This is a genomic window from Halomonas sp. A3H3, assembly GCF_000982975.1.
In the GTDB taxonomy this organism is placed as follows: Bacteria; Pseudomonadota; Gammaproteobacteria; order Pseudomonadales; family Halomonadaceae; genus Vreelandella; species Vreelandella titanicae.
Map to the genome: position 1 here is coordinate 1,424,367 of NZ_HG423343.1, position 14,305 is coordinate 1,438,671.

Annotated in this window: 13 protein-coding genes; 4 read left to right on the top strand and 9 right to left on the bottom strand. The window is 53.6% G+C overall.

Annotated features, from left to right (window positions below; genetic code table 11):
- Window positions 1-413 precede the first annotated feature (413 nt).
- Window positions 414-620 (bottom strand): cold-shock protein, encoded by a 207-nt coding sequence (locus tag HALA3H3_RS06205; protein WP_007111857.1) that lies wholly within the window; start codon window positions 618-620, stop codon window positions 414-416.
- 369 nt (window positions 621-989) lie between these two features.
- Between HALA3H3_RS06205 and HALA3H3_RS06210 the strand changes: the two genes are divergently transcribed.
- The gene (locus tag HALA3H3_RS06210) at window positions 990-1,946 is read left to right on the top strand and encodes a calcium/sodium antiporter (RefSeq protein ID WP_009287904.1); all 957 of its coding nucleotides are present in this window, start codon (window positions 990-992) and stop codon (window positions 1,944-1,946) included.
- Between the two features lie 86 nt (window positions 1,947-2,032).
- On the top strand, window positions 2,033-2,590 hold the full coding sequence (locus HALA3H3_RS06215; RefSeq protein WP_022520739.1) for a hypothetical protein: 558 nt from the start codon (window positions 2,033-2,035) through the stop codon (window positions 2,588-2,590).
- A 9-nt stretch (window positions 2,591-2,599) separates the two neighbouring features.
- Here HALA3H3_RS06215 and HALA3H3_RS06220 read toward each other — a convergent pair whose 3' ends face one another.
- Together HALA3H3_RS06220 and HALA3H3_RS06225 are read right to left on the bottom strand one after the other, a co-directional pair.
- Window positions 2,600-4,399, bottom strand: coding sequence for a TRAP transporter permease (locus HALA3H3_RS06220; RefSeq protein WP_022520740.1), 1,800 nt, complete (start codon window positions 4,397-4,399; stop codon window positions 2,600-2,602).
- An 89-nt stretch (window positions 4,400-4,488) separates the two neighbouring features.
- Complete coding sequence (locus HALA3H3_RS06225; protein WP_022520741.1) at window positions 4,489-5,466, bottom strand: TAXI family TRAP transporter solute-binding subunit; 978 nt, start codon at window positions 5,464-5,466, stop codon at window positions 4,489-4,491.
- Between the two features lie 450 nt (window positions 5,467-5,916).
- Here HALA3H3_RS06225 and nhaD point away from each other — a divergent pair, with 450 nt between their 5' ends.
- Window positions 5,917-7,395 carry a sodium:proton antiporter NhaD gene (gene nhaD, locus HALA3H3_RS06230; protein WP_022520742.1) on the top strand — a complete coding sequence of 493 codons (1,479 nt, stop codon included), beginning with the start codon at window positions 5,917-5,919 and terminating at the stop codon, window positions 7,393-7,395.
- 94 nt (window positions 7,396-7,489) lie between these two features.
- Here nhaD and HALA3H3_RS06235 read toward each other — a convergent pair whose 3' ends face one another.
- From HALA3H3_RS06235 to HALA3H3_RS06255, 5 genes are all read right to left on the bottom strand, one after another.
- Window positions 7,490-9,328 (bottom strand): putative bifunctional diguanylate cyclase/phosphodiesterase, encoded by a 1,839-nt coding sequence (locus HALA3H3_RS06235; protein ID WP_022520743.1) that lies wholly within the window; start codon window positions 9,326-9,328, stop codon window positions 7,490-7,492.
- A 9-nt stretch (window positions 9,329-9,337) separates the two neighbouring features.
- Window positions 9,338-10,009, bottom strand: a complete 672-nt coding sequence (locus HALA3H3_RS06240; protein ID WP_022520744.1) for a glutathione S-transferase — start codon at window positions 10,007-10,009, stop codon at window positions 9,338-9,340.
- Window positions 10,010-10,163: 154 nt separating this feature from the next.
- Complete coding sequence (locus HALA3H3_RS06245) at window positions 10,164-10,739, bottom strand: antibiotic biosynthesis monooxygenase (protein ID WP_009287898.1); 576 nt, start codon at window positions 10,737-10,739, stop codon at window positions 10,164-10,166.
- 127 nt (window positions 10,740-10,866) lie between these two features.
- On the bottom strand, window positions 10,867-11,274 hold the full coding sequence (locus HALA3H3_RS06250) for a hypothetical protein (RefSeq protein WP_022520745.1): 408 nt from the start codon (window positions 11,272-11,274) through the stop codon (window positions 10,867-10,869).
- A 7-nt stretch (window positions 11,275-11,281) separates the two neighbouring features.
- Entirely contained in the window at window positions 11,282-11,509 is a 228-nt protein-coding gene (locus HALA3H3_RS06255) for a DUF2835 family protein (protein WP_022520746.1), read from the bottom strand.
- Window positions 11,510-11,644: 135 nt separating this feature from the next.
- On the opposite strand from HALA3H3_RS06255, the gene HALA3H3_RS06260 reads away from it, so the two are divergent.
- Complete coding sequence (locus HALA3H3_RS06260; RefSeq protein ID WP_009287897.1) at window positions 11,645-12,286, top strand: putative metalloprotease CJM1_0395 family protein; 642 nt, start codon at window positions 11,645-11,647, stop codon at window positions 12,284-12,286.
- Here the strand turns inward: HALA3H3_RS06260 and HALA3H3_RS06265 are convergent.
- The gene (locus tag HALA3H3_RS06265) at window positions 12,283-14,001 is read right to left on the bottom strand and encodes a putative bifunctional diguanylate cyclase/phosphodiesterase (protein ID WP_053857143.1); all 1,719 of its coding nucleotides are present in this window, start codon (window positions 13,999-14,001) and stop codon (window positions 12,283-12,285) included. The two genes, HALA3H3_RS06260 and HALA3H3_RS06265, sit on opposite strands and share 4 nt — an antisense overlap.
- Between the last annotated feature and the right edge of the window lie 304 nt (window positions 14,002-14,305).

Sequence of the window (14,305 nt, forward strand, 5' to 3'; positions counted from 1 at the left end):
GGTCGTGGTCGTGGTCGTGGTCGTGGTCGTTATGAGTATGGTCGTGATCATGGTCATGATCGCTGGCGCTAACGCCTTGAACGCCCGTTAGTATCAGTGCACTCAATACAAGCGCGCTGGCGGCCTTAAGTGGCAATGGTGTCATATTCGGTTTTCCTTTGGCTGCTCGTGAAACAAGTCGCCAAAAAAGATACAATATAACATACCAACCAATCAAGCTCGTTTTTTTACATTACGCGAATAAACACCTATAAAGCTAAGGGATTGATCGCAGAGCTTTTGCTGATCTAATAACAGGCGCAGCTGTGCTTGATGGAAAATATTTTTTGGCGGGCACAAACGCATCGGGCCCCGCCTAAGCGGGGCCCGATCACCGAATCTAAACGATTCGAGAACTTAAATAATCGCTAGGATTAAGAAAGCAGCTTAATGTTTGAAGCTTGAAGGCCTTTCTGACCTTGGGTAACGTCAAAAGAGACGTTAGCGCCTTCAGGCAGAGTTTTGAAGCCATCAGACTGAATTTCAGAAAAATGAGCAAAAACGTCATCGCTGCCGTCAGAAGGAGCAATGAAACCGAAACCTTTAGAATCGTTGAACCACTTAACTGTGCCAGTTGCCATGATATTAAATCCTTTTCGCAAGTCGCGAATTGTAGAAATCCTGGTATTACCCAGATAAATAGTGAGTAGAACAAGGAATACAATTACAGACTACCGAAAGAATTCGAATGTTTCTGGAACCATGCTTGCTTGCTAACTTACTAACTGCCGACATCCTGCCACGTGGGCAGTCGCAGGTCAAAGCCTTTGTGCTTTTTAATTTGTTGTTCTGCCTCTTATAGCCGTTTAAAAACCGCGCAAATTCGCAAAAATAGCCTTAATCTTGCCAATGAGCCAGGCACTACTAATCCGACCGCCTGGCGCGCTTTGCTTGCTCGCTAAAACCCGCTTCATTCGCGGCCTGGTGAGCATTCTGGAAGAGGTTTCAACATGCTATACGGACTTAGTTTATTGGCGGGTATCGCCCTTTTGACACTTGGAGGGGAGTCGCTTATCCGCGGCGCGGTGGCGGGTGCGCGAAGAGTCGGCGTCTCGCCACTGTTAACAGGGTTGGTGGTGGTTGGTTTTGGCACCTCGGCCCCTGAACTTGTCGTCTCGATTGATGCCGCGATTAACCAGCAGCCTGACATTGCGGTTGGCAACATCGTGGGCAGCAATATCGGCAATATCTTATTGATTCTAGGCCTATGCGCGGTTATTTGCCCAATGGTGGTTCAGCCTTTAGCACTGCGCCGGGATGGGCTGGTCGTGGTGTTGGCCAGCCTGCTGTTTATTGGGCTCTCCTTCGGCGGCGCACTGGGTCGCATCGATGCAGCAATTTTTATAGCGGGCCTGGTCGGCTATCTTGTTTGGGCCTACTTAAGTGAAAGCCGTCAGCACATTCCCGCGGCGGAAATGCACGCTTCAGAAGCGGAGGAGATGACCAAACTACCCACTACAGGCTGGATGATCGTCGTAGCGTTAGTGATTGGCTTGGGCATGCTGATTGGCGGGTCACAGCTACTCTTATATGGCGCCATTGGGTTGGCCCAGGCCATGGGCATTTCCGAAGCAGTCATCGGTTTAACCATCGTCGCCGTTGGTACCTCACTGCCGGAGATGGCCGTGTCGGTGGTTGCTGCGTTACGACGTCATGCGGATGTTGCCATCGGGAATATTCTGGGTAGCAATATTTTCAACCTGTTAGGCATCCTGGGTATCTCCGCGTTTTTACAGCCGCTACCCCTTGCGCCACGCGTGGCCCTGTTTGACCAATGGGTAATGCTGGGAGCAGCTGGCATACTGGTGCTGTTTTTGTATACCGGTATGCGCCTGTCGCGCTGGGAGGGAGCCGCACTGCTTGCAGGCTATGCCGCTTATATAGCGTTAAGCTTTACGATCTTTTGAGATGGCCTAGTCGTTGATTGCGCCGAGCCAAAAACCCATCGTTTTTGGCTCAATGACTTGATTGTTTATCGTGGAGAAACGTCACCGTGCACATTGCAACCTTGGGGCCTAGTGGCAATAACCATGAACTGATTGCCAAGCGCTATCTCAGAATGCGTTGCTCAGGCGAAGGCAGCGTGACTCTGTTTAGCCAGTTTGAAGCGGCCTTTCAGGCGCTCCTCGAGGGTCATGTGAGCCACGTTCTACAGTGCACCGCCCATGCAACGCATAGCGACTGCGTTGGCCGCTATATGCATCGAGCCTATCCCGTAGACACCTTTATAGCGGGCAGCAAGCCGCTGGCGCTGATTGCCCAGCGCGACTCTGTTCGCCCCACCCAAGTAGCGCTACAACCAGCGACCCGCTACTACACCGACTTAACGGCTTATACAGAGATCATAGACGCCCCCACCACAGTGGCGGTGGCAGAAGGGCTTCTTGCGGGACGCTTTGAGGCGGGCATTTGCGCTGAAGAGGTGCTAGGCCAAGCCCCCGAGCAACTGCGTTTGGTGCAATCATTGGGGCCTGCGCTGGATACCTGGGTAATGTTTGCCACCACTCCACTAGCAGCCTCTTCGCCGCTACGGTTAGACGCTGACGCTTAAACAACCGGGCTAAACCACAAAGATCAGGATAATCCCTCCCACGGCCAACGCGCTCCGCTGCCAAAGTGCTTTTCGTGCAATCACCCCGTAAGAGATCGCCCCTAAACCAATCGCCACTTTTAGCGCATACAACAAGGCGCCGGAAGGATTGAAGGCCAGTTGGATCATCTCTGGGTTGGCCACCATGGCTAGAGGAATAATATACAGCCCTATTCCTAACGCCATGGCTTTGAATGCGACTTTTAGCCAGTTCTCCCCCACCATGCCCGCAGCAATGAACACGCCGCCACACACCGGCGGCGTGATCGTCGAGAGCAGCGCGTACCAAAAGACAAAAAGGTGCGCCAGAAGCGGTTCCAAACCTAGCGAGGTCAGGGCAGGCCCGGCGACAGAGACACAAATCACATAGGCGGCGGTGGTGGGCACCTCCATGCCTAAAATCAAGCAGGCGAGCGCCGTTAGTAGCAAGGCTGGCCAGAGCATGTCGTTGGAGAGCGATAGAATGCCCGAGGTGATCTTGACGCCCAACCCTGTCAACGACAGCACGCCGACCACCAACGAGGCACATAGAATAATGGAACCAATGACGGCAATCTGACGCCCAGCGGTGACCACTGCGTCGGATAAACGGGTGGCAAAGCCGGGGAGCGAAAAGCGCAGCGTCACGTTAAAGAAGAGCAGCGCAATGCCCGCGAAAATCGCAACACTGGCGGCGTACTGAGGGGTAAAACCGCCATTAAAGATGCGCTCTAACAGCAGCACGAAGGGGATGGCAAAAAACAGCGAGGTAATCAGCACCTCTTTCGCGCTGGGTCGCTCGCTTTCGGCCACGGGCTTTAGATCATGCCGGGTCGCATAGGCATTAATACCCACCCAGACCGTCAAAAAGTACAGCACCGCTGGAAGCATCGCCGCGGCCATGATCTGGGTATAGGGCGTGCCCGTCAGTTCCACCATCACGAATGCCCCGGCGCCCATCAGCGGCGGCATAATTTGCCCGCCGGAGGAGGCAACGGCTTCCACCGCACCCGCCAGCGAACGTGGGTAACGCAGGAGCACCATGGAGGGAATGGTAATTGCCCCAGTGGAAGCGACGTTGGCAGACGCCGAGCCGGAGATAGAGCCCATCAGCGCCGACGAAATCACCGCCACTTTAGCGGCCCCACCGGTGAGCCGCCCCGCCACCGCACTGGCTAGGTTCATAAAGCCCTGGCCCGCCTCTCCCGCATTGAGCACCGCGCCGAAAATCACAAAAATCGCCACCACACTGACGCTTACCCCCGTCAGCGAACCCCATAATCCGCCTTCGGCAATCGTGAGCGTACCCACCATACTGGCCAGCGGCAGCCCAGGGTGACCAAAAGCGCCTGGAATATATTGACCGAAGGCGCCATACATCAACGCCAGCAAGGCAACCAGCGGCAGAGGCCAACCGATGGCTCGGCGCGCCGCTTCAAGCGCTAGAGCAATCAAAAACAGGCCAATCCCCATCTGTAGGTGGGTATCAATAAAGCCGTACTGGTTGGCTAGCGCAGCTTCGTTAAACGCAATATAGCCACAGGCAGCAACACCCAATACCGTCAGCAGCCAGCCGCTGACTCGCTGCGCTGGTGTATTGGCCATATAAATCAGTACCCATGGCAACAGCAGCGCCATATGCAGCGGCCGGCTGACCAGCGCAGGCGTTAAGCCATAAAAAATCAAGCCAAGATGGAATATTACACTGACTGCGCCTAACGCCATCCAGCCAGGCGCTACTGAGCGATCATCCTCAGGGGTCGACGCCTGTGAAGAGGTAAAAACACGCATGCCACACTGCCTATCAATACTGTATCAATACAGGACTGCCACAGCGCAAGCACCGTGGCAGCAAGAAGATGGATAATGGAAGAAAACGGCTAGCGCAGAGCGTCAGGTACCTCGATACCCGCTTCCTCGTAGTAACGCAGCGCACCTGGGTGAAGCGTGCCGGTCATGTTTTCCAACATATCAGGGCTAATACTGCTCCACCACGCCGCCTCTTCAGCCATGGCGTCGCGGCGTTCCCAAAACGTTTTGGTCAGCGTGTAGGCGGTGTCATCGTCCATATACGTTGTGGTGTAGGCGATCACCGGTAGCGATGTGGTTTCAACGTCTTTATCCACGCCGGGATAAGTGCCGCCGGGGATCGTTTGGCGTGGCGCTCCCGTTTGCTCGATTTGTTGGTCAGTCAGGCTAACCAAGGTCACCGGCATGCTGGCGGCTGTCTCAATCACATTGGGTGAGGGGAAGGAGCTGGCGGTCACAAAGCCATCAATCTGGCCGTTTTTAAGTGCATCGGGGCCGCTGCCCATCGCTGCATCGGCAATTTTCACGCTCTCTTCCAGGCCAAACAGTTCCAGGTAACGAGCCGCTTCACGGGCGCCAAAGGTGCCTCGACCAATCAATAAGTGCTTGCCTTCCAGTGTGGAAATATCGGTCACACCGTCATCACCCGCTAATACAAAGTGCATGGTGATAGAGGGGATCGGGAACAACCCCCGGATCTCTTGAAAACGCGGATTCTGACGCTCGGCAAAGGCACCCTCCCCACCCATGGCCTGATCGACTAACGCGGGCGGCGTGGTAAATACATAGTTGCCCTGGCGAGCCATGACTTCCATCACGTTCTGTACCGAACCCTGGCTTTCTTCCAGGGTAAGGATGATAGCGTCATCGGTTCCCTGGCGAATCGCTTCTGAGAGTTCTACGCCCATTTGATAATAGGCGGTACCCGCTGAAGCCGATTTATAGGTCACACGCGTTTCTGCGTGGGCGGAGAAGGCGGCACCTGTCAGCACTAACGTAGTAGCCGAGACGAAAAGCGTGCGGTGTAGGGAGCGAAAGGGATTGCGCATCGTTATATTCCTCAACGTATCCAGCGGCCACTTCTAATCGGCCTCGTTTTTATCTTACCCAGTTGTTATATGACCAAGCTGAGAGCGTGGCGCGCATTAAAATAGCACGACTGCCCTCGGACAGGCACTCTCCGCGGTCGCCCTCCCCATGCCCTCCAGGGTGTTTTATTGACATCTAATATTAGCTTAAAAAGATATAAATTCTGAATCTTTTTCAACAATGCTATGCGTCAATAGTATAATTCTTAAACCGCTATTAACTTTTTTATAAAACTATTACTGCACGATTTACCATTACCTAAAAGATTAATTTCCTAAAAAAAGATGCTATTACCTTAAGAAGAACTACTTCCGTTCGTTTTAATAAGGTATTGCGGCGCAATATAGACTGATAAAATGAGGCCGCTTTTATACCACTCCTGACAACTTAACCATGAGGAAGAACGTCACATGCCTACGTTGTGCCAACCCTCTTGCCAGCCTCGATTATATCGTCGCTGGCTTTTTTTGTTAGCGGCCTTACTATTAGGCGTAAGTCCCAGTGCATTTGCAGTGACCGGTGAACTAGATCTAACCACCTCTACCGTTGGCTTTTTTGCTGTTGCGATTTTCGTCCTGGCGTATGCATTAGTCATGGCGGAAGAAAAGTTCCATATGCGCAAGTCTAAACCGGTGTTGGTGGCAGCCGGTATCATCTGGAGCCTCATCGGCTGGGTGTATGTCCAAAACGGCATGTCGGACGCGTCTGAGTACGCTTTCCGCGTCACGCTGTTGGAGTTCACCGAGCTGATGCTGTTCTTGCTGGTGGCCATGACCTATATCAATGCCATGGAAGAGCGTCGGGTCTTCGATGCATTGCGTTCCTGGATGCTGCGTAAAGGCTTTAACTACCGAACCCTTTTTTGGCTGACCGGCGGTCTCGCCTTTGTGTTATCCCCCATTGCCGACAACCTTACCACCGCACTCTTGATGTGCGCGGTGGTGACCAAGGTGGCCGAAGGCAACCAGCGCTATATCAACCTGGCCTGTATCAATATCGTGGTGGCCGCCAACGCGGGGGGTGCGTTTAGTCCCTTTGGTGATATCACCACTCTAATGGTATGGCAAGCGGGCATGGTGGAGTTCCAGGAGTTCTTTATTCTGTTCTTCCCCGCCCTGGTCAACTTCATGATTCCAGCATGCATCATGAGCCTGTTTATCAAGGATGAAAAACCCGCAAGTGTTTATGAAGATGTGTGGATGAAGCGTGGCGCCCGGCGCATTGTGCTGCTGTTTTTACTAACGATTGTCACCGCCGTACTGTGTCACGTGGTGCTCCATCTACCCCCGGTGTTGGGCATGATGACCGGCCTTGGCTACTTGCAGTTCTTCGGTTACTACCTGCGCCGCAGCCTGCCCCGCTCCTTGGAGCGCAAGCGCGAGCGGTATAGCCGTGAAGGTGATAACCGTAAGCTGGCGCAACTGGGTAGCGTGGTGCCGTTTGATGTTTTTAACCGCGTTGCCCGGGCTGAGTGGGACACACTGCTGTTCTTCTACGGGGTGGTAATGTGCGTTGGCGGGCTTGGCTTCATGGGCTATCTAGGCTTGCTGTCGGAAGCGCTGTATACCGGTTGGAACGCGACTGCTGCCAATATTGTATTAGGCATTGTTTCGGCCGTGGTAGACAACATTCCGGTGATGTTTGCAGTGCTGACCATGGAGCCCGATATGTCCCACGGCCAGTGGCTACTGATTACCTTAACCGCTGGCGTTGGTGGCAGCTTGCTATCGATTGGTTCCGCGGCCGGTGTGGCGGTCATGGGTCAGGCAAGGGGCTCCTATACCTTTATGGGCCACTTGCGCTGGTCGCCGGTTATTCTGCTCGGCTACATCGCCAGTATTCTGGTGCATATGTGGCTCAACGCTGAGAGCTTTGCGCTCTTCAGCTAAGCCCGATCAAAAGAGAAATAGATGGCACTATTACTTTTCCTTGTATCTCTTTACCCCTTTTCAGCGTGCTGGAAAGGGGTTTTGGTATAGCCGTTTAATAGCTTTCGAAAAGATACTCAATGGGTGTCGGGCGGCCAAATAGATAGCCCTGATAGCGGTAACAGCCGTGGCCTCTTAGCCAATCGAACTGCTCTTTTTTCTCCACTCCTTCCGCGACCACGGTTAAGCCTAAACTTACCGCAAGTAGAATCGTGGTATCGACAATCGCTGCGTCTGTCTTATCGGTCAGCAGCTCGCGAATAAACGATTGGTCAATTTTCAATTCATCCAGCGGTAAGCGCTTCAGGTAACTCAGCGATGAGTAACCGGTACCAAAGTCATCCAACGCAAAGCGAATCCCCCTAGCACGCAGTTTCAACATCGTGCTACGCACCCTCACCGGCTCGTGCATCAACAGGCTCTCGGTGACTTCAAGCACCAAGCGGTTCGGCGGCGCCAGGGTTTCTGCTAATAGCTCTTCAACATCACGTACAAACTCCGGCTGCTGAAACTGCACTGAACTCACGTTGACGGAAATACTTAACGGCGCATAGGCCGGTTGATGAGACCATTTCGCTAGCTGCTCGCAAGCTGACCGCAGCACCCAGTAACCGATCGGCACAATCAACCGATTCTCTTCCGCAAGCGGGATAAACGTTGCGGGGGATACCCAGCCACGCTGAGGATGATACCACCGCAGCAGCGCTTCAACGCCGGTAGTCACGCCCTGATGGTCGACCTGCACTTGGTAATGCAGCGCCAGCTCGTTGCGCTTGAGCGCCTGATGCAAATCAGCTTCTAAACTGGCCCGTTCCAATACGCTGGTCTGCATTTCGCTGTTAAAAAAGCGCAGCGTATTGCCGCCCGCGCTTTTCGCCTGCTGCAACGCCATATCTGCCTGTTGCAGCACGCTATCCATACTGTACTCACCAGCTCCCGTAAACAGCGAAATGCCAATGCTGGCACTGATCGGTAACGAGTGACTGCTTCTTAATTGAGCAATGACTTCCAGCAGTTGCCGCCCCACACGCTCGGCTTTTAGTGCGGCGTCTTTTTGCTCCTCGCCCAGGTTCTTGATCAGCACCACAAACTCATCGCTACTGAAGCGGGCCAGCGTTACCTCTTCGTCAAGCCGCTGGCGTAGCTGTTCAGCCACGCTGACCAAAAGCTGGTCACCGCTCTCATGGCCCTGAATATCATTTACTAAGCGAAAATTATCCAGGTCGATCACCAGCACCGCACTGAAAAATGTGGCCCACTCATCATGATCAATGGTTGCCGTTAAGGAGTCCATCAGTAGCCGTCGATTGGGCAGCCCGGTTAGCGAGTCATAGAAGGCCAGGTAGTGGGTGCGTGACTGCATTTCGAGGTAGTCAGTCAGTTCGGTCGAAATACCGCACAGGGAGGGAGGTGCGCCAGGGGACATGGAAAGCGGCATTTTAATCGATAAGAACGTTCTTACCCGGCTTTCACCCCGCAAAACGTTGCTCTCTTCTACCGTTACTTTTTTCCCCGAATCTAATACGTTGCGATCAACCTGGTTGATTTCCGCAGCGCTCCCGGCATCAAAAAACGCCGCATCGCGCTTACCGATAATTTTGTCGGCTGGCAGGCCAAATAGATCGCTCATGCGACGATTAACGTATTGATACTCCAAGCTTGGGGATTTGATATAGATAAAGGCATCGACGCTATCCAGAATAGTCGCCAGCATCTCTTTATTGGATTGCAGTAACGCCCGGTTATGCTGCATGCGCCGCTTGAGCAACAGGTTGCCCAGCAGCGCCAAAAGAAGGAACACAAGCAGCAAGGCGATGCCCCATCGCCCCAAGTAGCTGTCAATGCTGCGCAGAAGCTCCGCCGGAAGAGCTGCAGACGAGGCAAAATAGTACATAGTGGCTGTTCACTGACCAGGCATGGTCAACGGGCCTGCCCGCTCGACCACTCGCTGCCAGGCAGCGTCTTTTTCAATACGTGACACAAACGCAGCGATGGCAGGATACTTTTCCAACGACTGCACGGCGGCCATGGCCTGTAACGGGAAACTCATTTGAATATCAGCACCACTGGGCCACGGCCCGGCAAAATTACCCTGCGCCAACAAGTGCTGGTTTATGAAGTTCAGGTGCTGTTTAAGCTGCGGTGCTAAGAAGCGCTTGCTTACCGTATCGCTAATTCCCTTAGCCAGTGGCTTAATCAGCCAGGGCGACTGTTTGGGAATTTGACTAAACACAAGCTGCATCACCAGCAGCGGCATTAATGACCCTTCGGCATAGTGCAACCAGTAGCGGTAGTCCACCCACGCACTCATATCATCGATGGGAGGCTGACAGCGCCCCTGCCCATAGCGTTGAACAAGGTAATCTATGATGGCGCCTGATTCGGCCACGGTAAAATCGCCGTCGGTAATCACCGGAGATTTACCCAGCGGGTGAATTTTTTTCAGCGAATCTGGCGCTTGCTGGGTTTTGCCATCGCGTTGGTAAACCACCAACTCGTAGTCCAGTTCAAGGGCTTCAAGTAGCCACAGGATGCGATGCGAACGAGACTTTTCCAGATGGTGAACGTGGATCATAAACACTCCGTGGGGCTGAGTTGCGCGCCAGCATTGCACTGGCGACACGTATTCCTTTTCTAATGGCACATTTAGCTTAGTACCATAAAGCCCATCATCATAGGAGCATTAGTATCAACGCAACGTCAAAATTAATGCTTATTAATTAGGTGCGTTATAAACGGTGCGCATGGCGCCAACGCGCCAGCAGATCCAGCGGTGACCACTTACCTTGCAGCCAGGGCGCAAGTAAACGCATAGAGAGCGGAATAAACACAAATACCATCACTGGCGTCAGCATTAGGGTGCTCACCACCACCCGCGGCAGCAACGCCCAATCGGCCAATACGCCGCCGAACACGAACTGAAAGATCAGCGAGATAGGAAAGAAAGCCAGCCAGACAGCCACGGCCTGCTTCCAGCGCGGCGGTGCACTGCTGCCGGTTTGAAACCACGCATCCAACCCGGTGGCCCGGTGCTCATGGGGCGCCTCATATAAGCCTTTACCACGCGCCAACCACGCATGCCGTGAAGCGGAGTGCTCCCAAGCGGCTAAGGTCTCGCTGCTGCTAAAGCGGAATATAATCTGGTATTCATCGTCATCAGCCGGTGGCGACAGTACGCCAGAACCGAGGTAGCCAGCGAAGTCGGCCGCCAGTTCGCGTCCTTCATTAAGCCAACGATTAAAATCGGCGTAGCGGCCGTGCTCAACGCGACGAGCCACCATCAACGTGACGGGTGAGGCAGACATGGTATATCTCCTAATGTGTCTACAGCCAGCGCCGGGTAGGCAGGCTGTTTGCTTTCAAGGGGATAACCCTGAAAGTCCAATTGCCACATTATACAAGCAATGTTGATGCCATGTGATAAATGATGCGCTATACCCGTTGGCGCGACATGGATTCGCGCCCAGGCACAGGGTGGGGGCGCTCGCCGCGTTGAAAGGCGCATACATGAACATAGATATCCACAGCGCTGCGAATGGCATCGGCCTCTTGGGCGTCGGGCTCTACTACCGGGCCGGTATACTCACCTTCGCTACGCAGCACAGCCTCTAACTCGGTGCGGTAACGGTCGAGCAGGTGCTCCAGGTTGATGCGAATACGATGAACTTCCAGACCAAACGCTTGGCGTTGATCGGTGCGTTTAAGGATGTCCAAAGGATTTGAAGCGGCTTCGATCAAGCTTTCTAACGTAGCGAAAACTAACTTTTCAGCACTGTTTAAATTAGGAATAATGGAATAAATGAGGTCATTTAAAGTGATCGGTGTTCCATGGCGGTGCATAGGCGGTTCAACGTCCGGTTAAGGGGTCAATGCTAATAAATCGGCCCTGCTCAGAAAAACTTAATCGATAAATGCCGCGCACACCGTCCCGGCCCACCACCCGCCGAATTGCTTCGGCGGGAAATATCACCCAACGGCCATCTACGCTGCGGGTTCGCACGTTGGCGATACGCCCTTCGTAATGGGCTAGACATTCATCATAATTAAGATTAATGACCACATCAATGGTTTGCATAGGGCAGGGATAGACTTGGCATAGGCTGGCATCGTGTCAGAAAAGTGTTGGCATCGCACAGCGCAAACTTGCACTGTCGGCGTTGCTCGCTAATACTTCATGGTATCCCAACTCGTACTTAGTCGGTAATGACCTATGGCCGTTTCTTCCATTAGCACTGTTTCTCACGCTGCCGGGACGTACCCTTCAGCGAATACAATGTCCCCGCGCGTTGAGCAAGCCGCTAAAGGCCGTGCTCTAGAAGAAGATACGGCGTCTACCGACGACCCAAAAACGACTAGTGCTAGTGAAGAGAGCAGCAGTGCCGAGGCTGGCCCCAAACGGGCTGACGGTACGCCCATGGCGCCGGATGAGATTCGGCTACTAGACCAGCTTAAACAGAACGACCGCGAAGTTCGCCAGCACGAGATGGCGCACCAAACCGTGGGCGGTGCCTATGCAGGCGGCGCCAGCTACGAGTATGAAGTTGGCCCCGATGGCAAGCGCTACGCGGTCGCGGGAGAAGTACCGATCGATTATGGCCCGGTACCCAATGACCCCCAAGCCACTATCGAAAAAATGCAGACCGTGATCGCCGCAGCCATGGCGCCTGCAGATCCCTCTCCCAAAGATCATCAAGTGGCTGCCCAAGCGCGTCAGTACTTGTTGGAAGCCAAGCTCGAAGCGTCCATGCAGCGCAGTGAAATGGAGCAAGCCCGCAGCAACGGCGCCGAGGCAACTTCTTCTGCTGATGAATCAGCCGCTAACGAGCAACCTTCAGAGGAACAAGCTGCTTAATTGTCCGCTAGCGCAAGAGAGCTCCACTCTTCACGGCTAGGCCAATTTGCCAACCAGGTAGGTAATGACTCGGCGGGCATAGGCCGCGCAATACCATAGCCTTGGGCTAAATCGCAGCCTAGCGCCATCAAGGCTTTGGCATGGTCTAAGGTTTCTACCCCCTCTGCCAGCATGGGCCGCTTAAAACGATTAGCCATGTAAATGACGCTTTCCACAATCGCCATATCATCCTGATCGGTGAGCATATCGCGGACAAAGCTCTGATCAATTTTGATCAGGCTGACCGGCAACTGCCGCAGATGGGTTAACGACGAAAACCCGGTGCCAAAATCATCAATAGCAAAACTCACCCCCAGCGACTGGCAGCGCGCCATATTTTGCAGCGCAGCCTGGATATCGTGCATTGCGGCGCTCTCCAGCACTTCGAGCTTGAGCAGTACGGGCGGTACATCAGGGTAGCGTGCCAATAACTCGCCAAGCCGCTGGCTAAAATCACTCACTAACAGATGCGTAGGGCTTATATTCACATTGATCGGCAGCGCGATGCCCTGCACTTGCCACTCACTCAACTGACGCAGCGCTCGTTCAATGACCCACTCGCCAAGATCCACCTCCAACGGCGTGGTATCGATGATGGGTAAAAACTGCCCAGGTGCCAGCAGCCCATCTTCAGGGTGCTGCCAACGAATCAGCGCCTCTAGACCGACCACTTTGCCACTGCGCATATCGACCTGGGGCTGATAGTAAAGGCACAGTTCATTGTGAGTGAGGGCATCAATAAAACGCTGGCGCTGCTCATGGCGCACCTGAAGCAAGCGGTCATGGTTAGGGTCAAACAGGTGGAACGTGTCGCGGCCACGCTGTTTGGCACGATACATGGCCTGATTGGCATGCCGCAGCAGCACATCGCCCTGAACGTGGTCATTAGGGTAGAGCGTAACCCCCAGGCTCGCCGTCAGATGAACACTCTGGCCCTCAATCATCATCGGTTGTCGAATGGAGCCCAGCAACTTCTCGAAAAAGTCATCGTCGACACCGTGGTGCAGTAACAGCACGAACTCATCGCCACCCACCCGCGCCAGCACGTCATCGCCAAACAGCAGATGGCTGATGCGCTGTGAAAAAGAAGACAGCAGCGCATCGCCTACGGTGGGACCCAGCCGGTCATTAATATTTTTGAAGAAGTCGATATCCAGCGAACACACCGCCAAGGGGAGCTGCTTGGCTTCTGCATGCTGCATGGACTCTTGAATCAACTGCGTCAGCAGTTGCAGGTTGGGTAGCCCCGTGAGGGCATCAAAGTAGACTTCTCGATTAAGGTGGCGGGCATGGGCCGGAATGGCCGAAAGATCTGCGAGCACAATCACATGGTGATCGATCTCGCCGTGCTCATTGCGCACACGATTGATCGACATCATGCCGGGATAAAACTGGCCATCGTGACTACGGTAGCTCACCTGGCTTTTGCTACGGTCACGCAACTGCAGCTCTTCCCGCATCAACCGCGTGGTGCGGCTATCGTCCAGCGGTAAAATGCTGAACGCTTCTGGTGTTTTGCCCTGTACATCGCCCTGCGTAATCCCCGTTAATTCACAAAAAGCGGGGTTCACCTCCACCACCCGATTTTCCGCATCAGTAATAATGATCGCTTCGTTGGCGTAACTAAATACCGATTCAGCGGGTGACGCCGAATGGCTTACGGATGCCGTTGGCATCACGTTCGAGCGGGGCAGTGAAGGCGCTGGCTGGGAGTGCTGTTGAGACAAAGACTGTTCCTTCGATAAATTCAAGGATTCATACATATGTCTTTGCTCTCCTCGTCGTTTTTATAGAGCCGTCGCTAAATAGGTTCGTTGTTATATAGAGCCGTTATTAGGTCAATAGAACCGTTATTATGAAGACAGTAGTACTGCTAGGCATAATAACACCCTATGACGGCGAAGGTACTTTGCACTGCAAAGTACCTTATCGGCTGACGAGGTAATTAGTTAAAGAGTTTGCTCAATATAATGACAGGTA

What these genes read in the sequence shown, in the direction of transcription:
- HALA3H3_RS06205 (WP_007111857.1), bottom strand. Translation starts at nt 620, where the DNA reads ATGGCAACTGGCACAGTTAAGTGGTTCAACGATTCTAAAGGTTTCGGT.
- HALA3H3_RS06210 (WP_009287904.1), top strand. Translation starts at nt 990, where the DNA reads ATGCTATACGGACTTAGTTTATTGGCGGGTATCGCCCTTTTGACACTT.
- HALA3H3_RS06220 (WP_022520740.1), bottom strand. Translation starts at nt 4,399, where the DNA reads ATGCGTGTTTTTACCTCTTCACAGGCGTCGACCCCTGAGGATGATCGC.
- HALA3H3_RS06225 (WP_022520741.1), bottom strand. Translation starts at nt 5,466, where the DNA reads ATGCGCAATCCCTTTCGCTCCCTACACCGCACGCTTTTCGTCTCGGCT.
- nhaD (WP_022520742.1), top strand. Translation starts at nt 5,917, where the DNA reads ATGCCTACGTTGTGCCAACCCTCTTGCCAGCCTCGATTATATCGTCGC.
- HALA3H3_RS06235 (WP_022520743.1), bottom strand. Translation starts at nt 9,328, where the DNA reads ATGTACTATTTTGCCTCGTCTGCAGCTCTTCCGGCGGAGCTTCTGCGC.
- HALA3H3_RS06240 (WP_022520744.1), bottom strand. Translation starts at nt 10,009, where the DNA reads ATGATCCACGTTCACCATCTGGAAAAGTCTCGTTCGCATCGCATCCTG.
- HALA3H3_RS06245 (WP_009287898.1), bottom strand. Translation starts at nt 10,739, where the DNA reads ATGTCTGCCTCACCCGTCACGTTGATGGTGGCTCGTCGCGTTGAGCAC.
- HALA3H3_RS06250 (WP_022520745.1), bottom strand. Translation starts at nt 11,274, where the DNA reads ATGCACCGCCATGGAACACCGATCACTTTAAATGACCTCATTTATTCC.
- HALA3H3_RS06255 (WP_022520746.1), bottom strand. Translation starts at nt 11,509, where the DNA reads ATGCAAACCATTGATGTGGTCATTAATCTTAATTATGATGAATGTCTA.
- HALA3H3_RS06260 (WP_009287897.1), top strand. Translation starts at nt 11,645, where the DNA reads ATGGCCGTTTCTTCCATTAGCACTGTTTCTCACGCTGCCGGGACGTAC.
- HALA3H3_RS06265 (WP_053857143.1), bottom strand. Translation starts at nt 14,001, where the DNA reads ATGCCAACGGCATCCGTAAGCCATTCGGCGTCACCCGCTGAATCGGTA.